This is a genomic window from Bartonella rochalimae ATCC BAA-1498 (assembly GCF_000706645.1).
Taxonomy (GTDB): Bacteria; Pseudomonadota; Alphaproteobacteria; order Rhizobiales; family Rhizobiaceae; genus Bartonella; species Bartonella rochalimae.
The window spans coordinates 340,628-361,282 of the sequence record NZ_KL407337.1 but is presented as its reverse complement, the minus strand read 5'-3'; the positions used below and the strand labels follow the sequence as shown (position 1 = coordinate 361,282).

At 32.0% G+C, this 20,655-nt stretch carries 14 protein-coding genes and 1 tRNA gene; 7 read left to right on the top strand and 8 right to left on the bottom strand.

Features of this window, described 5'->3' with window-relative positions:
* The first annotated feature begins 57 nt into the window (after positions 1–57).
* The gene (locus O99_RS01560) at positions 58–549 is read left to right on the top strand and encodes a hypothetical protein (protein ID WP_035005916.1); all 492 of its coding nucleotides are present in this window, start codon (positions 58–60) and stop codon (positions 547–549) included.
* Positions 550–1,186: 637 nt separating this feature from the next.
* On the opposite strand, the gene O99_RS01555 is transcribed toward O99_RS01560, so the two are convergent.
* Together O99_RS01555 and glpD are read right to left on the bottom strand one after the other, a co-directional pair.
* The gene (locus O99_RS01555; RefSeq protein WP_035005915.1) at positions 1,187–1,969 is read right to left on the bottom strand and encodes an N-acetylmuramoyl-L-alanine amidase; all 783 of its coding nucleotides are present in this window, start codon (positions 1,967–1,969) and stop codon (positions 1,187–1,189) included.
* A 934-nt stretch (positions 1,970–2,903) separates the two neighbouring features.
* Complete coding sequence (gene glpD / locus O99_RS01550) at positions 2,904–4,445, bottom strand: glycerol-3-phosphate dehydrogenase (RefSeq protein ID WP_035006678.1); 1,542 nt, start codon at positions 4,443–4,445, stop codon at positions 2,904–2,906.
* A gap of 259 nt (positions 4,446–4,704) precedes the next feature.
* Between glpD and O99_RS01545 the strand changes: the two genes are divergently transcribed.
* From O99_RS01545 to cobT, 6 genes are all read left to right on the top strand, one after another.
* On the top strand, positions 4,705–5,574 hold the full coding sequence (locus O99_RS01545) for a DsbA family protein (protein ID WP_035005914.1): 870 nt from the start codon (positions 4,705–4,707) through the stop codon (positions 5,572–5,574).
* 218 nt (positions 5,575–5,792) lie between these two features.
* The gene (gene accB / locus O99_RS01540; protein WP_035005912.1) at positions 5,793–6,275 is read left to right on the top strand and encodes an acetyl-CoA carboxylase biotin carboxyl carrier protein; all 483 of its coding nucleotides are present in this window, start codon (positions 5,793–5,795) and stop codon (positions 6,273–6,275) included.
* Positions 6,276–6,289: 14 nt separating this feature from the next.
* A complete protein-coding gene (gene accC, locus O99_RS01535) occupies positions 6,290–7,648 on the top strand; it encodes an acetyl-CoA carboxylase biotin carboxylase subunit (protein ID WP_035005911.1) in 1,359 nt (452 codons plus the stop codon).
* 153 nt (positions 7,649–7,801) lie between these two features.
* Positions 7,802–7,874, top strand: a tRNA-Thr gene (locus tag O99_RS01530).
* A gap of 651 nt (positions 7,875–8,525) precedes the next feature.
* The gene (gene dusA, locus O99_RS01525) at positions 8,526–9,506 is read left to right on the top strand and encodes a tRNA dihydrouridine(20/20a) synthase DusA (RefSeq protein WP_035006675.1); all 981 of its coding nucleotides are present in this window, start codon (positions 8,526–8,528) and stop codon (positions 9,504–9,506) included.
* A 348-nt stretch (positions 9,507–9,854) separates the two neighbouring features.
* Positions 9,855–10,844 carry a nicotinate-nucleotide--dimethylbenzimidazole phosphoribosyltransferase gene (gene cobT, locus O99_RS01520; protein ID WP_035005909.1) on the top strand — a complete coding sequence of 330 codons (990 nt, stop codon included), beginning with the start codon at positions 9,855–9,857 and terminating at the stop codon, positions 10,842–10,844.
* Between the two features lie 666 nt (positions 10,845–11,510).
* On the opposite strand, the gene O99_RS01515 is transcribed toward cobT, so the two are convergent.
* From O99_RS01515 to topA, 6 genes are all read right to left on the bottom strand, one after another.
* The gene (locus O99_RS01515) at positions 11,511–12,146 is read right to left on the bottom strand and encodes a uracil-DNA glycosylase family protein (RefSeq protein WP_035005908.1); all 636 of its coding nucleotides are present in this window, start codon (positions 12,144–12,146) and stop codon (positions 11,511–11,513) included.
* Between the two features lie 48 nt (positions 12,147–12,194).
* Positions 12,195–12,761: a thermonuclease family protein gene (locus tag O99_RS01510; RefSeq protein ID WP_035005906.1), complete on the bottom strand. Its 567-nt coding sequence runs from the start codon at positions 12,759–12,761 to the stop codon at positions 12,195–12,197.
* Positions 12,762–13,730: 969 nt separating this feature from the next.
* Complete coding sequence (gene rpmG, locus O99_RS01505; protein ID WP_035005904.1) at positions 13,731–13,898, bottom strand: 50S ribosomal protein L33; 168 nt, start codon at positions 13,896–13,898, stop codon at positions 13,731–13,733.
* Between the two features lie 102 nt (positions 13,899–14,000).
* Positions 14,001–15,173 carry an MFS transporter gene (locus O99_RS01500; RefSeq protein ID WP_035005902.1) on the bottom strand — a complete coding sequence of 391 codons (1,173 nt, stop codon included), beginning with the start codon at positions 15,171–15,173 and terminating at the stop codon, positions 14,001–14,003.
* Positions 15,174–15,725: 552 nt separating this feature from the next.
* A complete protein-coding gene (rnr, locus tag O99_RS01495; RefSeq protein ID WP_035005901.1) occupies positions 15,726–18,002 on the bottom strand; it encodes a ribonuclease R in 2,277 nt (758 codons plus the stop codon).
* A gap of 3 nt (positions 18,003–18,005) precedes the next feature.
* On the bottom strand, positions 18,006–20,597 hold the full coding sequence (gene topA, locus O99_RS01490) for a type I DNA topoisomerase (protein WP_035005899.1): 2,592 nt from the start codon (positions 20,595–20,597) through the stop codon (positions 18,006–18,008).
* Positions 20,598–20,655 lie beyond the last annotated feature (58 nt).

Sequence of the window (20,655 nt, the reverse complement as noted above, 5' to 3'; positions counted from 1 at the left end):
GGATTTGAAATGAATAGTGGAATAAATGTATACAACTAATCATTAGGTAGAGTTATAATGGTTCAACGAAAATACTATACTAAAACACTTACATTAGTTGATTATTTATCTTATTCTGCTGTTAGACTATTAAATATTTATGCTATGCTTTTGAAAATAAAAAAAGCTAATATAAATGGAGCACCGGATTTATTGCATAAAATTGATTCCACTAAACAGCAGTTAGATGAAATAAGTTATGCTCTTGTTTTAGAATATCGCAAACGTCAAGAAAACGAGCATTTTTTAAAACAAATTTTAATGTCAATTTCCGATCAAATTTTTTCACTTAATAATGGTTTTAAAGAAACTAGTCGCCTTTTATTTCAAGAAATACGAACGATTCAATCACAAATTCAGTATTTTTATGAAGGTGCAGAAAAACAAAATTCATTAACTGATAATCAGGAGATATCTTATTCTTCATCCAAAATTGATGATATTATTCAACGATTACAAAAAGCACGGCAGAATCTTGCTTTTGAGAATCCGCATCTCTTTGAAAAATAATAATGCAGTTCAAAATACAAGCTAAAATTATGGTAATTTATAAATTTTATAGGTGGATTAAATTAGATAACATCACTAAAAAAAGAGACATAGATTTTCTGTACTTATTGTTAAATAATTTCATAAAAAAGAAAGAACATTTCATTTAACAAAAATAAGTATTAGGAGTTGATATTGTCGAAAAAATAATTCTAAAAAGATATTATTACCTTCTATTATATTTAAAGGTATTTTAATTTGATTCTTTAATTATAAAAATTTGAAGAAAAATTTATTGGATCCTAGACGAAATCATTAATATGGCTAAAAGTCTAATTTAGGATTGATTATGAAATCCAACTAAAATTTATATATTGGCTATTTTATATATTTAAAAGCTAAAAATATATTCAGTTTTTCTCTTTCTTTAAAATTCGCTTTAAGGCTAAATGAAATTCTTTATAATTATAAAGGATAAAAGGATTAGAAAAAAGCTTTTATCTATTCCTTTTATTTATTCTAAATTAGCAATATAAATAAGTTGTGATACTCATAAAAATATTAAAGTATATCACTTTAATCATTAAAGCTAATAATTCTATGAAGGCAAAAAATCTTCTGTAACAATCACATATATTTTAATTTAAACTAAGCTAAATTATTTTGATGGGAAATATTTTTCTACCAATGCGTAAATAATTGCTGCGGTTTCAATATCCAAAAGTCCATTATAGTTTTCTTGACGAAAATGGAGCTGAAACGCCATAATCAAATTTTTATACCCACTTTCAGTATTTGCACCTGAAGTATCGTATCCATACTTTTTCAGTTTAGCTAAAACTTCTTCTTTTGCTTTTGCGAAAAATGAAGGATCTCTAGTAAACTCTTCTTGATAAAAATCTTTTTGTACGGCATCGTACCACGCTCCTATACCTGAATCATAAAGTTTTTTCCACGGAAAAGCTGCACCTGGATCCATTTTTCTCCCAGGAGCAATATCACTATGGCCAACAACATTAGTTGGTGAAATATCTGGATAACGTTGAAGAATGTTAAATGCAAGTTCTTTAATTGCATCAATTTGCTTTGGATGAAAAGGCGGGAATGTAAACTTCCCGTTGTTATCGGTTGCTAGATTAACTGTTTCAATTCCAATAGCTGTATCATTTAAATTATTACGTCCAGCCCATGAACTAATGCCAGCATGCCAGGCTCGCTCATTTTCATCAACCAAATTAAAAATGCGCATATCTTTAAAACCTGCATCAATGTATGTCTGTTCTGAAGGATCAGGAACAAGATAATGGGCGCTGACTGAAGGTCCTGTGAGAGTTATAACAGATGATTTAAAGTTGGCTGCAGTGTAATGCATTACTAGAAAGCGAACCCGGCGATTAAAACCCTTTACAGTACGATAGCTATTATAATCGATTTTATGCATAATACCCCCCTTTATTTAATTTTTAATTATAGTATAACGATATTATATATTATTACAATAATTAATTTTATTTATTATAAAAAATAATAACTAAGACATATTATCTAATTAATAGAAAAAAGAAGAATACGATAGAAGTAATTTAATAATTATTTTTTAAAATATACTTATAATTGTCCAATATAATTATTAAAAATAAATCTTTTTTATTGCTATTATATACATTAAAAATCCATATGATAATATAGTTCATATTCATTTTGAGATCTAGAAAGTTCAGTTATTCTCTTTAGCAATATGTGTTTTAATTAGGAGGAGATCAAAAATAAGAATATTTATGGTACTGATATTGTTTGTATTTGATTTGGGAGTTATCTATAGAAGTCAACAGGTTGTTCACTTTCGAGATATTTGCGGATTAGGGATATTGGATGTAACAGGAGATATAGCCTTAAACGCTTATACCTGTTTATTAACTAACGTAAGGCTTTATAGTGGTTAACATATAAGTATAAGCTAATTTATTGAGACTAAATATTTCTGGTAAATTGCATTGTAATATTTAAGTTATATAAAATTAATAATTATTTTTATTGTAAATTATTACTACATATTATTCTTGATATCGCTTAATAAAACAAGATTTTAGATCATTTCAATAGAATATAAATTTCACTGATACAATAATCACTTCTTTTTCTAAAAGATTTATAAATACTCTTATCATAAAATTACAAGATATATATAATACTCTAATTTATCAGCAGTTATTTTTACACTAGCTGCTATAAGTACCGTAATGAGAAACGCTATCGAAGTGATCAATGAGATTTGAAATTAGAATAAATTGAATGATACAAGTTATTATAGAAATATTTAATTATAAAAATTTTTTATAAGATCATCAAAATTCAGGTATAAAATTTTATATAATCTAAAGAGAGATATTCTTTAATCCATTTTCTTTTTTACCTTCTATATATTTAGCAAGAGTATCAGTTTCTTGTTTAGTAAAAAAAAGGCCAAGTTTTGAACGGCGCCATAATATGTCTTCACATGTTTTTGCCCATTCTTTTTCCATTAACCATTTCACTTCTATTTCATAAAGCCCATGTCCAAAATATTTCCCTTTATCCACATTCCCATTCGCAAATATTATAAATGTTTCTGAACCATAGGAACGAGCAAGCCTACGGCAAGTAAAAGCATCTAGATCTGGAAGTAAAACAGAAATTCTGTTTTCAATCATATCTAATCTATTATATGGAAAATCGCCTCCAGGAAGAACAGAGTTCAGTGTCCATGGTCCTTTCTTAGGACCAAGCGCTTTTTCAATAAATTTCATTACATCTTCAGCCAATGTGCGATAAGTCGTTATTTTTCCACCATACAGATTAAGAATTTTAGGTGTATTCTCTATTCCTATTTCTTTGAGGACATAATCACGTGTTATTTCTTGAGCCATTGAAGTACCATCATCATAAAGAGGACGAACACCCGAATAAGTCCATATAATGTTTTCACGCAATATCGGTTGTGTGAAATATTCGTTTGCTACTGCGCAAATATAATCGATTTCTTCATCACTAATAGATACATCAGTAGGATTACCTTGATAATCACAATCTGTTGTTCCGATTAATGTAAATTCTTCCTGATATGGAATAGCGAAAATAATACGATTATCGTTATTTTGTAAAATATAAGCGCGATTATGCATATCAAGTTTTGGAATCAAAATATGGGATCCCTTAACAAGCCGCATTGGAGGAAGTTCTGTAGAGTTTAAAACATTTTTTAAAACATGATTAATCCAAGGACCAACCATATTCGCAATATAAGAAGCGGTAACGCAGTATTTTTTATCATTTAATTTATCATGAAGAGTAATAAGCCATTTGCTCCCTTCTATTTTTAAGGATAGAACTTCTGTTCGTACTTTTATATCGGCTCCCCATTTTTCTGCATCTCGCGCATTAGCAATGACCAAGCGAGCATCATCTACTATCGCATCAGAATATTCGAAACCTTTATGATAATTTTTTTTAAGAGAAGTACAAAAATTTTTTGAAAAATTAATCATTTTGGTACGCTGAAATATTTGATTCCAACCGCCAAGATAATCATAAATAAAAAGTCCTAAACGTAATATCCAAGAAGACCGTAATTTTTTATGATAAGGTAGGATAAAGCGCATAGGATGTACAATGTGCGGAGCCATACGCCAAATAATTTCACGTTCTTTCAATGCTTTACGAACTAATCTAAATTTATAGTGTTCAAGATAACGAAGACCACCATGGATAAGCTTTGTTGATGCACTTGATGTACCGGATGCAAGATCATTCATTTCAGCTAAGCCAACATTAAATCCACGACCAGCTGCATCTCTGGCTACTCCGCACCCATTTATTCCACCACCAATAATAAATAGATCATAATGCACCATGGCTTTCATTGTTTTTTCTTTTTTCATATTAAGTTGGCCTACAGGAGTTAATGATGCCAATATTTGAGCGATTAAGGTAAATGCTTTATATCAAATATTTTGATATTTCTTTTAACAAAAAAATACGAAAATATGCATGAAAATATTCTGTTTATCAGATAATAGAGAACAGGTTATCTCCATAATTCGCTAAATTATATATTATAATTTAATTGGTTTGTTGCATAAATATGATACTTTATCATATAAGTTTATAAATACTTAAGCTAAATACAAAGACAGATAAATGATCGATCAAGCTCAACATTTAAAATTACCATTCATGAAAATTTTTTTAATGGCGTTTATTTTGAGCGTTTTTATGTATTTGTTTTTGTCATACGCGCAAACAAAAGAACAAACATCAAACCATCTAACCATAGAAAATCTTAAAATACAACTTTTAGAAGATTCTGATTTTTTGTCGAAGTTTAGCGAAAAAAGCACAAAAAGCATCAGTGATGATTATATTCGACAGATTATAAGAGACTATCTCCTTAATAATCCGGAGATTATGATTGAAATGCAATTTATCCTTCAAGAAAAATTTGAACAACGCCGTCAGCAGGAAGCTCAAAAGCAATCTGAAATCATTAAGTTATTAGAAAAGGAAATTTTTCAATCTCCTCATGATGCTATTTTAGGAAATCCAAATGGAAAAATAGTGCTTGTTGAATTTTTTGATTATAATTGTAGGTATTGTAAACGTTCCTATTCAGATTTAATAAGTCTAATACAAGAATATCCAGATCTACGAATAGTTATCAAAGATTTACCAATTTTAGGGCCTGATTCCGTAGAAACACATATTATTGCTTATGTTTTTAGAAAACTCTTTCCAGAGAAGTATTTTCAGTTTCATAAAAAACTCTTAATGAGCCAAGGCCGTGCAAATGAAGCTAAAGCTATAAAAGTAGCAGTTTCTTTAGGAGCCAATGAAAAAGAGCTACGGAATGCAATCCAAAGCTCAAACTTACAGAAATTCTTTCAAGAAAATCTTAAAATCGCTTCTGCCTTGAATATTCTTGGTGCTCCCGCTTATATCATTGGAGATAAAATATTTAGTGGAGCTGTAGAAAAAAGTATTTTGCAAGCAGCAATAGAAGATGCACAATGAACTTCTCTTTTCTCAATGAGATTATTGAGAAATACACCAATATATTGATTCTTTGATTTTTTTGTTAACAGATTTATAAATGTGGATTTGTATTGCAGTTTAATTTAATGACAATGTGAACACAATGATTAGGGGAAACTTCATTAAAATTTAAAAGATATTTAGTCATAAGGATAGTAAGTATTAGAAATTTTATCGGTCAAGGAGTTAGGAATAAAATGGCAATAAAAAAAACAGATACTCAGCAGTGTACTGGGATTGATACAGCAATTATCCGCGACCTTGCTGAAATTTTGAATGATACAAATTTGACCAATATTGAAATTGAACAAGACGGATTTCGCATTTGTGTAGCGCGCCAAAACACTTCTTCTTCTGCACAAACAATTTATGCACCTATGTCTGGCTCTACAGTAGGTCCTTCTTCACTTCCGACAACTGAAGATTCTATAAAAAAAGAAAAATCAAAAAATGAGGTAGTATCTCCAATGGTTGGTACAGCATATCTTGCTCCTGCGCCAGGTGCACAACCTTTTGTAAAAGTAGGGCAAAATGTTTCTAAAGGCCAAACTTTACTGATTATTGAAGCAATGAAAACGATGAATCAAATTTTATCACCGCATTCAGGTACTGTGACTGCTATTTTAGTTACAGATGGTCAGCCAGTTGAATTTGATGAACCACTTATTATAGTGGAATAAAACGAGGGGCAGTCATGATACAAAAAATCCTCATTGCTAATCGAGGAGAAATTGCTCTTCGCATTCTGCGAGCGTGTAAAGAACTTGGAATTAAAACTGTAGCTATTCATTCAACTGCTGATGCTGATGCTATGCATGTTCGGCTTGCTGATGAAAGTGTGTGTATTGGTCCTCCACATTCTCACGATTCTTATTTAAATATTTATCAAATTATTTCGGCGTGTGAAATTACAGGAGCGGATGCTGTTCATCCAGGTTATGGATTTCTCTCTGAAAATGCAAAGTTTGCAGATGTATTGGAAGCTCATAATATTACATTTATTGGTCCAACAGCAGCACATATTCGTATTATGGGTGATAAAATAGAAGCTAAAAAAACTGCTAAAAGCCTTGGTATTCCTGTTGTCCCAGGTTCTGATAACGCTATAGTTGAAGAAAAAGAAGCTCTGCGCATTGCTAATGAAATTGGCTATCCAGTTATTATTAAGGCTTCTGCAGGTGGTGGTGGACGGGGTATGAAAGTTGCTCATTCTGAGCAAAAACTTTTAGCAGCTTTCAAAACAGCACGTTCAGAAGCTAGTGCTGCTTTTAATGATGATTCAGTTTATATTGAAAAATATCTAGAAAAACCACGTCATATTGAAATTCAGATCATAGGTGATGGAGCTGGTAATGCTATACACTTAGGAGAACGTGATTGTTCACTTCAACGGCGCCACCAAAAAGTATGGGAAGAAGCGCATTCTCCTGTACTTAATGAAGCTGAGCGGAAAAAAATTGGTAATATTGTTGCAAATGCCTGTGCAAAACTTGGATACCGTGGGGCGGGTACCATTGAGTTTCTTTACGAAAATGGTGAATTCTATTTTATCGAGATGAATACACGTTTACAAGTTGAGCATCCTGTAACTGAAGCAATTACAGGTATAGATTTAGTTCATGAACAAATTCATATTGCATCTGGTTTAGGGCTTTCAGTTGCCCAAAAAGATATCCACTTTTCTGGCCATGCTATTGAATGCCGCATTAATGCTGAAGACCCAATTAGTTTTACACCATCTCCAGGACTTATTACCCATTTTCATACACCTGGAGGGCTAGGAGTTCGTGTTGATTCAGGGGCTTATTCAGGCTATCGTATTCCTTCCTATTATGATAGCTTAATCGGAAAACTGATTGTTCATGGTCGTACACGTTTGGAATGTATGATGCGTTTACGGCGTGCTTTAAGTGAGTTTGTGGTTGATGGTATCAAAACTACATTACCTTTATTTTGTGATCTTATTGACAATAAAGATATTGCTAATGGTGATTATGATATTCATTGGTTGGAAAAATATCTTTCTGATAAATCAGTCTCTTTCGATTTATAAGGAGTAAATTTATAAACAATACTTGTTTATCAATATAGGCATATTATAATACACATCCGATTAATTTGGCTTAGATATATCTTTCAATAGTAAATCACATTCATAATTTTTTATTTGCCTTTTTGTAAGTTTATGCTATTTCCAATATAATGTGCCCTTATAGCTCAGTTGGTAGAGCACCTGATTTGTAATCAGGGGGTCGGGAGTTCGAGTCTCTCTGGGGGCACCGTTTTTTGTATTTAACATATTGAAATATAATATTTTTCTTTGGAATGAATGCTAGAATTTTTTTTCCACACTACTTTATTTAATCTATATAGTTTTGATAATATCCTTTGAAGCATTGTGTTAGATATAAAAAGGCTTTTCATCAGCATAATTCTGGTTTTCATTTTGTATTCTATGATTTTACCTACCGTGCCAGTAAGCATATGAAAAAGTGATATTGGTGTGGTGGTGCTCTTTACATATTTTATATAAATAAAATTTTATGCATTATTAGATGTATCAAATTATAGATGTTTTCCAAAAAGTTAGATAGATTCTATTGAAAATAGTATTCTCAATTTTCACTTACAAAATCTTATAAATTAGAGATATTTTAAAATACTATATATTTTATGAAATATGTTGAATCATAACATTGAATTTTACTATTTAAGATATATTAGTTGATTAATGAGAAAAACTAGATATGCGGATATATATATAGATTCAAAAATTATTTTAGAAAAAAGATAAATCATCAAATAAGAAGTTATATGTTTTATTTTTTCAGCAATGAGAGAGAATAAAATATCTATATGAGGAGGAGAGGAAGGGGAGGTTATTTGTTTGCTTAATAAAATAATAATAGAGATATATGAATAATATTCCTATGACATTTTATCATTCTCCACCATTAGTAAAATTTGCTGTGGCACCAATGTTGGGTTGGACAGATCAGCATTGCAGATTTTTTTATCGTCTTTTGACGAAAAAGGCGTTGCTTTATACTGAAATGTTCGTAGCTGATACTGTGATTTACGGTATCCGTAAAAAATTATTGGCTTTCAGTGATGAAGAACATCCAATTGCAATACAATTAGGAGGATCAGATCCAAAAAAATTGGCAGAAGCTGCACGTATTGCCGAAGACTTTGGTTATGACGAAATTAACTTAAATGTTGGTTGTCCATCAGATCGTGTTCAGGCAGGTATATTTGGTGCTTGTTTAATGTTGCATCCTGATATTGTAGCGCGAGCTGTAGAAGAGATGAAACGAACTGTTACTATAGCTGTGACTGTTAAATGTCGTATTGGTGTAGATGATCAGGATGAAAAATTGGCTTTAGACTTTTTAGCTGATCGTGTATGGAATGCTGGCTGTGATGCGCTATGGGTACATGCACGCAAAGCGTGGTTAAAAGGATTAAGTCCAAAAGAAAATCGTGATATTCCACCACTTAATTATAAAAGGGTTTATAATTTAAAGCGTAAATATAAAAATAATTTTATTGGATTAAATGGCGGAATAAAATCAATTAGTGAAATTAAAGAGCACTTAAGATCATGTGATGCCGCTATGGTTGGACGACAAGTTTATCATAATCCTATTTGGCTGAACCTTATTGATTCTGAAATATATGGTGAACCGCAGAATAATCTTAGTGATTATGATCTTATTAATGCTATGTGTGATTACACCGCCAAACATATAGCTTCAGGAGGACGTCTTTCTCATATTACACGACATATGATTGGTTTGTTTCAAGGGCGTGATGGTGCACGACGATGGCGACAAATATTATCACATAATGCAACAAAGACGGATGCTAATGTGCGTATTTTAAAAGAAGCTTTTGCTGCTATCAGTTAAGATAATTTGATCAATATTTTAATATTATATAATAAATTAAGTTATAATTTATGAATAATTATTAGAAAATTGCAGTTCTTCAAGAAAGAGATAAAATAAATATCTTAGTTGATCAGAGTTAATCTTTGTTAAAGGTTAAAAAATGTAAAAGTTTACTGCAATAATTGTATACAGCGATATATCAGTTTCATCTTTTAAAAGAGTTTCAACATTTGCTCTCTATCATCCTAGATACTTATTAAGTGGCGCATCTTACATTTGTAATATGAAAAAAAAACAATAAATTATTTATATCCTATCTGTAAAAAAAGTTCTAATTATATATTGTAGATTCGAAAAGGTATTTTCATGATTGCTAGGCCATTTGATGATTTTCGTGCTTTATTAATAAATTTACCTATTGCTGATGAATTTACAATAACTTTAGCAAAAAAACGGCAGGCACAATTAGTGAAAACAAAGGGTGCACTAGGAAAATTGGAAGGTATTGCAGTTTGGTATGCGGGTTGGAGAGGAGAAGAAAAACCAATTATAATGAAGCCTCTAGTTGCTATTTTTTCTGGCAATCATGGGGTTACTGATGAGGGTGTTACACCATTTCCACAATCTATGACACAACAGATGGTACAAAATTTTACAACAGGTTGTGCTGCGATCAATCAGATTTGTGTAGCTTATGATCTTGGATTGAAAATATATGATTTGGCATTAGAATATCCAACAATGAATATTACAAAAGATGCGGCAATGGATGAGCGCAGTGCAGCCGCAACAATGGCATTTGGAATGGAATCAATAGCCGGAGGAACAGATCTCTTATGTGTTGGAGAGATGGGAATAGGCAATACGACTATAGCTTCAGCTTTATGTCTTGCTTTGTTTGGTGGAGAAGCTGAGGAATGGGTCGGATCTGGTATGGGAGCTGTAGGAGAATTTTATCAGCGCAAGGTTATGGCTGTAAAAACAGCAGTCTCTTTACACAAGAACTATTTAAATGATCCTTTTGAAATTATGCGTCGCTTAGGAGGGCGTGAGATTGCTGCTATGGTAGGGGCTATTTTAGCTGCAAGAATGGAAAAAATTCCAGTTATTTTAGATGGGTTTATAGCGACAGCAGCAGCAGCAGTGCTATATAAAATAAATCCAAGTTCTCTTGATCATACACTTGTTGGGCATGTTTCTTCTGAAACAGCTCATCGTAAACTTTTAGAAAAAATTGGGAAAGAACCACTTTTGGATTTAGACATGTGTCTTGGTGAGGGAACAGGTGCAGCTATAGCAGCTGGTATTGTTAAAGCGGCCGTCTTAGTTCATACGCAAATGGGACCGTCTGAGTAGAAAAACTGAGTATTAAAAAGTAAGAATGTGATCATAAATATTAAACAACTTTAAAAATATAATTTTCTAGAAAATAAAAACTTTATTAAACTATAAAATTCAAGTTTCCTAAAATCGTTCATTTTTTCGCATAATATTTTGATGGTATAATTTTTAAAAATCGATATCTCAGATTACTTTTTTCATTTGAGTTAGTTGATTTGATATTTTTCAGTTTTTAAAAAGGATATCAAGACTGAATTGCAGATTTTATGATATCTAAACTTAGAACGTATCAGTTGGAGTTTTAGTGATTATTAATTATTTCAACATATGCTGAGTATATTAGCTTTACTAGTGGCTATTAATACAATTAGGTAATAATCTTATAGGTTATAAATTTCAAATCTTCTTTTAGTGAATTCATATTTAAGATTAGATGCTATTCAAATTAAATAATAGCATTTTAGTTAAGTAGAGCTTTTATTAACAATTTCACTGGGATATTAGATGTTACAATATTAGATAAAGAATGCTGCTTTATGCATGGTGAACTCAGCTCTATATTATAAAGCTATCATGATTAATTTATTATATTTGATATTGATAATTCCTTACATTGTTTATAGGGGCTATAAACTTTATTAAAGTTAACTAATTTGATAAAAAATTAATATACTATCAAATTCATAAGAATTTACGGACTAAACAGCGAAGATGTACAATAAGCTCATCATTAAACCATGGGTGTTTTTTTAACCAAAAAGTATTTCGCCATGATGGGTGGGGTAAAGGCATAACATTATATCCTCGAGGTTGACGTATGGATAGTATGTTTTTCCAATCACTGACGGTTTCCGAGACAGTTTTATATTTTAGGTTTGTGATATGCCATTTGTGCGCATAACTTCCAACAGCAAGAACAAGTTTTATTTGCGGCATAGCCTGAAATACTTTTTCATGCCATATTTCTTGACATTCATTTCTTGGAGGCAAATCAGATTTATTTGGGGCATAGCCAGGAAAACAAAATCCCATAGGAACAATAGCAAATAGAGATCTATTGTAAAATTCATCACTGGTTACACCGAGCCAATTACGTAATCTTACGCCAGAACAATCATTGAAAGGGATCAAACTTTCATGCACACGCAATCCTGGTGCTTGACCTGCAATTGCAATAGAAGCAGTATTAGATAAATAGACAACAGGCCTTGGTTCATGGGGAAGGGGAGGAAGATAATGTGGATGTTTGATACAAACACGGCAAGAATGAATATCTTTTTCTAATTTTATAATATGCTCACATTGTTTTTTATTCATAATAAATAAGAAATTAAAAAGATATTTTTATGGAATAAAGAGATTACTTTATTTTTTTATGCGGGGATGAGTTTTACGCCATTCTTGCGGATTTTGAAAACTTGACTGCCATATTCCTTTTTTTTGTCTTTTAGCTTTTTGTTCTTCTTTAGGATAGTTATAAAAACTGACAGCCCAACCATTGCGTACCATTGCTGCGTTAATGTTATTAACTTTTTTTGTTCTACATATGGCAAGAATACGATGATAGTTGTCTTTTTTAGACCAGTAACATGTAACAGATTGATGAGCTATAAGTTTTTCTAATTTTTTTTTTGCTTGCAAGCCGCATGCGTAGCGTTCTTTTTTTATGCCGCAAAATTGATTGAGTTCAGGAGCATCGATTCCTGCAAGTCGAATTATGTTATCAGAAATCTTAATTGAATCACCATCAATGACCAATGCCTTACCTTTTATAGATTTTTGGGGAACAGAAATTATGTTATTGATTTGTGCTGCAGTACATCTCGAATAAATTGTTCCATGAATAAGAACAATATTTATTATAACAATACTGAAAATAATAAGTTTTTTGCTAAAAATATTCGGATTAGAAGGAGAATTATTTATTTTCATGAGATAAAAATTGTAACAATATATTTATGGGATGAGTTAAGATAAAATACTGGTAATTTGTAATAACTGTTTCATTTTGAAAAATATTCATTATGCTCTATCTATAAATAAATATATACAATAGCAAGATGGTAGGGAAGACAGGCTGCTGTTTCTCATCTATGAATTTTATCCTATAGAAAGTTAATTAAATGATTATGTGATAGTAAAGGTGGAGTATTTGATAAAGTTTTATTTGTAGATCCAGCTCCTTTAAGCATAAATAAAAACTTATATAAGTCTTCTCTTGGGCATAAATATCAATCTGATCAGGTAGATTATTTATGTATTTTTGTTCATCGAACAAAGAGAAACAATTTGCGAATAGCGCAAATTTTACGTATATAGGCGCTTAAAATTCCTTCTGATAAAAGATCTAATATCATTTCCATCAGTCCATATACAATGTCCTTTTTTACCTATGATGATTGCTATTCTGATATATTGACACATAGAAAGAACTTCTTGAGAATATATTTGCCTTTAAGCAACAAATTTATCATTATAGGTAGCTTGAGGGTCTGAAAGAATACTTGCTAATTATTTTATATGACTAACACGTGGAAGATGATTGATATCGGAAAATGCAGCGTCAGTGAGAAGATTAAATAATTATTTTCCAATAATAATTAATTATGAGTACTTAGGTTTGTATTGATCAAGATAGTTTATATAACTAATGCACTTAGTAATATATCACTCTTTGAGACTGCTGTGAGTAATGAATTTTTGCAAAATAAAGGTTGAGACTTTAGCTAGAAAAGCTAGACATTTATCTTAAAAGAATACAATCACGTTCCCCTTTTTTATTAGGGGGTTAATAATAAAAGAGCTTTTGTAAAAAAGCCAAATTATCAAGAACACTGCAATATATTCTGCGTTTTTATTTACACGGCATTCTTAATTTTAATAATTTAAACGAAAGACTAATTATTTAATTTTTGTTTCTTTAAAATCAACATGCTTTTTAACAATTGGGTCATATTTGCGTTTACTCATTTTATCTGTCATTGTGCGGCTATTTTTCTTTGTTACATAGAAAAAGCCAGTATCTGCAGTTGATAAAAGCTTAATCTTAATAGTTGCTGCCTTAGCCATAATAAGAGTCCTATTATAGTAAAATAATATTACTTCGCTATCAAAATTTATTTTTGATGCAATTACATTTTATATATGACACTACGGATGTTCTACAAAAAGTCAAGAGTTGTTTGATTTTCTCATTAATTGAATAAGCACTAAAATAATATATAAGCTAAAAAAACAGGCAATTGCCAAAGAAAAACCAAATGGTTTTAAAATATCCATTGTTTGACCAATAATAGCTGGTCCAATCAGTATACCAATTCCATAGCAAAAAATAAAAGCAGAATTAGCTGCAGCAAGCTCTTGTCCTTTAAGGCATTCACCAAGTTGTGCTAGGCCAATTGTATAAAGACCTGCTGGTATTCCACCAAGGAAGAAAAGATCAATCATCAAAATCAGTTTATGTTCTGCTATCTGCGGTATAATGAGAGTTCCAATCAATCCTAAAATAGCGCATCCTATAAGAGAATAGCGCTTATCTTTTAAATAATCACTTATGAGGCTGATAGGAATTAAAAGGAGAATATTACCAAGAGCAAGAATTTCCATAAAATGTATGGTTTCATTTGTATTATATCCAATTGATAAGCTAAAAGGTGTTATAAGTGTTAACGTTCCCATTTGTATAGCGCCATAAATAAGTGCTGCTATTGTTGAGGTGGGAATACGTAAAATATGTGAAAAAAACGCCGTATTTTCCTTACTCTGAAATTTGGGGCTCAATTTCCAGGCAAAGAGAAGGGGTATGATAGCAATTATAATAAGAAGGCAGCCGGCACCAAAAGGTATAAAATTTTGTGTTCCTATTTTTTCTAGCAGCATTGGGCCTAAAATAAATCCAAGACCTAAAGTAATAGCATAGATAGAAATTACTAAACTGCGTCTGTGAGGTGGAGATGCATTATTAATCCAGAATTCTGATAGAATAAATATAATTGTCATAGCGAAATGTAGTGTAAATCGCAAAATAAACCAAATCCATATTGATTCAAAAAAATAGAATCCTAAAAAACTTAGAGAACCAATAATCATCATAAGCAATATTGATTCGACGACACCGAAATGTAAGGCGATTCGGGCAGTTAGAGCAGCTGCAATAATTGTTGCAATTCCTCCGACTCCTCCACTATAACCGATGATACTATTTGATAATCCTTTTTCAGTCATTAGCAACGAAATAAGTTGTGTTCCCATTCCTAATGCTACACCGACAGTACCAATGGTCGTAATCGAGGCAATAATTGCACGCAAAGAACTATTTGGGAAGTTGAAGGTTTTGTTCATCATGAGGGGAGTTTAATTAAAATTATAGTGTTATATTTGGATCATATGATTAGTAATAAATTTTGTTGAAAATAGAAAAAGAAAATTGCGATTAAAAAAATAGCATTTACAGCGTAGCACATAGTCTGTGGGGTAATTGTGTAGATTTTTAGATGATAAAAGGTAGATAAATCTATATGTTGCATATTTTATGATATATTTAATGTAAAATTTTTTGACCTTTTCTTAATCAAAAGAGAATCATAGAAATTTATTATATAGAGCTAAAAAAAGAAACAGTATGCATCAAATAATAATAAAATGACAAGAGATTTTTAAATAATCCATTACTTTAAAAATGTTGGCTATATAGTTCTTCTTAAATTAAGACATCTTTTTAAAAAGATATTAAAAATAAAGATTTTTCTTAAATAACTTTTTGTATAATAAGCTTAAAATATTTGATACTAATGTTATCAACAATCAATTAGTTTTTAAAATTAAATATTATTATGGATTTATCATAGCTTTTAATCTTTGTGTGCAGAGATATAATTCTAATTTTGCGATCTTTTATTAAAGGTTATCTTTTTTATCAGAAACATAATTGCGTTTTTTCACTATAGATTTATTTTTGTGGTAAGAGATAGGTAAAGAAGTTATGAGACGAGGTTTTGTTAACATTTCAAAACATAAAGCACCAGAAAAAGGTTGGACTTCTAAAATTTTTACTTCGACTACATCACCAAGTTGATAACATTTACGGCTACGTTTTCCTATAAGGGTATGCTGTACTTCGTCAAAATAGTAATAATCACTTTTAAGTGTAGAAATAGGCACAAAACCATCTGCATTTAATTTATCAAGTGCGATAAAAAGACCTGCTTTTGTAACTCCTGAAATACGGGCTGTAAATGAGTGTCCAATTTTATTAGCTAAATAATGTGCAACAAGTCGATCAACAGTTTCTCGTTCTGCCATCATTGCGCGGCGTTCGTATAAAGAAATTTGAGTGGCGATTTTTGCAAAATTTTTCTCTTGTTCATCTGTGAGCCCATCATTACCCAATTTCAGAGCTTTTATAAGCGCTCGATGAATAATTAAATCAGCATAACGGCGAATTGGTGAGGTAAAATGTGTATAGTTAGGCAGATTTAAACCAAAGTGGCCTATATTTTTAGGACTATATTCGGCTTGAGATTGTGAGCGCAAAATAATCTGATTTACTAACTCCTCTTGTTGCGTATTCATAGTTTTTGTAAGAATATTATTAAGCTGTGCTGATGTAAGTTCAGCTCCTCGTGCAAGTGAAATTCCTAGACTTTGAAGAAAGTTCTGGAGCATTTCCTGTTGTGCAAGAGATGGCTTACTATGAATACGATAAATGAGAGGTTGATGATGTCCTTTTAATGTTTCAGCAGCTGCAACATTCGCTTGTATCATGAACTCTTCAATTAATCGATGTGCTTCTAGATGAGATAACATCACAACATCTTGAATGTATCCATTTTGATCAAGAATAATCTTTTTGTCTGGTATTTCTAATTCTAATGGTTGTCGGTGATTGCGCGCAATTTTAAGGCAGGAATAAGCACCCCATAATGGTTGTAAAATGTTTTCAAGTAAGGGAGCTGTTTTTTTATTTGTCTTTCCTTCAATTGCACATTGTACTTCTTGATAGGATAATTTGGCTGCCGTACGCATTACAATACGATGGAAACTATGTTTACGTTTGTTTCCATTCGCATCAAAAATCATACGAACAGCTAGTGCAGGTCTATCTTTTCCTTCGTGCAATGAACAGCGATCATTAGAAATACATTCTGGAAGCATTGGTACGACACGATCAGGAAAATAAACAGAGTTTCCTCGTTTTAATGCTTCCTGATCTAGAATACTTCCTGTTTGTATATAGCAAGAAACATCCGCAATTGCGACAATGATAATCCAACCTCCGCTATTGGCAAGGCTTTCATCCTTTATTGCATAAACTGCATCATCATGGTCTTTTGCATCTGGGGGGTCAATTGTAATAAACGGTAATTGTCGCCAATCTTCGCGGTTAACAGCGTTATCAGGTTTTATATTTTCAGCTTGTTCAAGGACATCTGAGGGAAAAATATGAGGAATTTCTTTTGATATAAGGGCAATCATTGAAAGATTTGTTTCATTATCAATGTGCCCTAAAATATTTCTTACTTTTGCTTGTTTGAATCTGTAGTTAGTACTATTTTTAATTTCAATTTCGACAAGATCACCAGCTTTAATATCTATGTTCGTAGAAATATCAATAATAAGCTCGTTATTTTTACGTTCTATGGGATCTATATGCCATTCGCCATTTTCTAATTCTCTCACTATACCAAGCATATTTCTTTTTTTCTTATCAATCTTGCGGATGATTCGTCCTGTATAAGAAAGATTTTGCAAAACTTTATTTCGAAAAATTTTTACAAGGATGTGATCTCCAATACTAATGCTTGCTCCTCTTATGCGATGAGAAGAAGAAATTTGAATATTAGGCTTTGGATCATTGGGCCATTCAAGAGGTTCTGCAATAAAGTCACCATCTTTATCAAGAGCACTAACTTTGACTAAAGTAATTGATGGTAATCCCTTTTTGATGCTTAAATTTTTACGTTTTTTTGGTATTGCATAGTTATCTTTTAAGTTACGCAATATATCTTTTAACCACATATGAGAATCACTATTCAAGTTAAAAGCTTTAGCAACTTTTCGTTTACTCGATTGGTTCGGATTATGAGTGATAAAGGATAAAATTTCTGATTTACTAGGTAGCTTCTTAGTATTAGATAGTTGAAAATATTTTGTTTTTTTCTCGCTTTTAGCCAAAATTTATGCTTTCTTTTTGCGGGGTGAGGATTTTTTTGGTGTTGCCTTCTTTTTTGAAGTAGCTTTTTGTTTTGTTTTTTTTATCGATGCTTTAGCTAATATAAGTTCTAATGCTTCTGCAAGTGTGACTGTAGCTGGATCTTTATCCTTTGGTAAGGTAGCATTAATTTTATTCCAGTTAACATATGGACCATAAAGACCATTACGTATAGTAATTAGTCCACCTTCTGGGTGATCTCCTAGTGTTGCCAGCGTAGCAGGTGTTATTTTACGTCGGTTTGTTGTACTCTCTTTTTTTTCAGCAAGTATTGTAACAGCGCGATTAATGCCGATATCAAAGACTTCATCTGTACTAAAAAGATTTGTGTATTGTCCATCATGAGCAAGATAAGGACCATATCGTCCAATTGCGGCTGTAATTATTTTTCCTGTTTCAGGATGAATGCCAACTTCACGAGGTAAAGACAGCAAAGCTAAAGCTTTATCAAAATCAATATTTTCTATGTGCCACCCTTTAGGCAAACTTGCACGCTTAATTTCTTTACCTTCGCCAAGTTGAATATATGGACCAAAGCGGCCATGACGAAGGGAAATATCTTTCCCTGTTTCAGGATCAATACCGAGCATAACAGGTTCATCATTGTGCACCGCTTTGCTTTGTTCTTCTGTATCTGAACCTAATTGGCGTGTATATTTACATTCAGGATAATTAGAGCAACCAACGAATGCACCATAGCGCCCTAATTTTAATGATAATTGGCCATTTGTACAAAGGGGACAAGAGCGGCAATCACTTCCGTCTTCACGTGTCGGGAAAGCAAGAGGAGCTAACGTTACGTTTAAAACATCAAGAACGTTCATTATGCGGAGTTCTTGGATACTCGTAATAGATGCATTAAATTCATCCCAAAAATCGCGTAAAACATCTTTCCAGGAAAGTTTTCCATCGGATATAAGATCTAATTTTTCTTCAAGAGCTGCTGTAAAACCATATTCTACATAGCGATTAAAAAAATTTTCAAGAAAGGCTGTAACAATACGTCCTTTAACATCAGGGATAAGTTTGCGTTTATCGGTTATGATATATCCACGATCACAAAGTGTGCTTAATGTAGATGCATAAGTTGAAGGCCTACCAATTCCCAATTCTTCAAGTTTTTTAATTAATGCAGATTCAGAATAACGAGGAGGTGGTTCTGTCGTATGTTTGACCGATTCAACTTTTTCTTTTGTAAGTGATTCTCCAACATTAATCTGCGGAAGACGTGTTGATTCATCCTCATCACTATTTTCTTCTTCTTTTGGATCCGTATAAGCAGAAATGAAGCCATCAAAACGAATAACAGAGCCTGTTGCGCGTAAATGAGCGTGATTTTCTTCTTGAGATGCTTCAATTTCGACAGTTGTACGTTCAATTTCAGCAGAACACATTTGGCTGGCAATTGCGCGTTTCCATATTAATTCATAGAGTTTTGCTTGATCACTATCGAGAAAATTGCACACTTGATTAGGATGACGTGTAAAATCTGTAGGACGAATAGCTTCATGTGCTTCTTGTGCATTCTTAGCTTTTGTTGAATAAAAACGTGGTTTTTCAGGAAGATAATTTCTTCCAAAAGAATCAATAATCGCTTTTCGTGCTGCATCAATAGCTTCTGAAGCCATTTGCACTCCATCAGTACGCATATAAGTAATAAGTCCTGCTGTTTCACCATTGATTTCAACACCTTCATAAAGCTTTTGAGCAACTTGCATTGTGCGAGAAGCTGAAAAACCCAATTTTGAAGAAGCAGCTTGTTGTAATGTAGATGTTGTAAAGGGTGGAGAAGGATTCCTTTTTATAGGCTTGGCTTCAATACTTAACGTGCGATAATTTGCTTTTTCCAACATAGAGAGAATTTGATCAGCTTGTTCTTGGGATTGAATATCAAGCTTACCAAGTTTGTTATGGTTAAATTCTATTAACCGTGCATGAAAAATATTATTTTGGAGTGTTTTCAAGTATGTTGTAATTGACCAGTAGTCTTCTTTAATGAATTGCTCAATCTCTGATTCGCGATTGCAAATGATACGTAAAGCAACTGATTGAACACGACCAGCAGAACGAGCACCAGGTAATTTGCGCCATAAAACAGGTGAGAGAGTAAACCCAACCAGGTAGTCGAGAGCTCGACGTGCAAGATAGGCATCTACAAGCGATATATCAATATCGCGTGGATTTTTCATGGCATCAAGAACGGATTTTTTCGTGATTGCATTAAAAACAACTCGTTTAACACGTTGATCGTTTAAAACTTTTTTTTGTTTTAGAACATCAAGGATATGCCATGAAATAGCTTCTCCTTCACGATCAGGGTCTGTTGCTAAGATAAGGCTATCGGCTTCTTTGACTGCTTTTGCTATTTCATTCAAACGTTTTGCTGAAGCAGTATCAATATCCCACTTCATAGCAAAATCTTTATCAGGAAGAACAGAGCCATCTTTTGCAGATAAATCACGTACATGCCCAAATGATGCTATGACTTTGTATTGAGATCCAAGGTATTTATTGATTGTTTTTGCTTTTGCTGGAGATTCAACGATAACAATATCCATAATTTTATCCGAATGTTGAAACAAAATTCCCTTTATAAACTTCTTTCAAATGAATAGC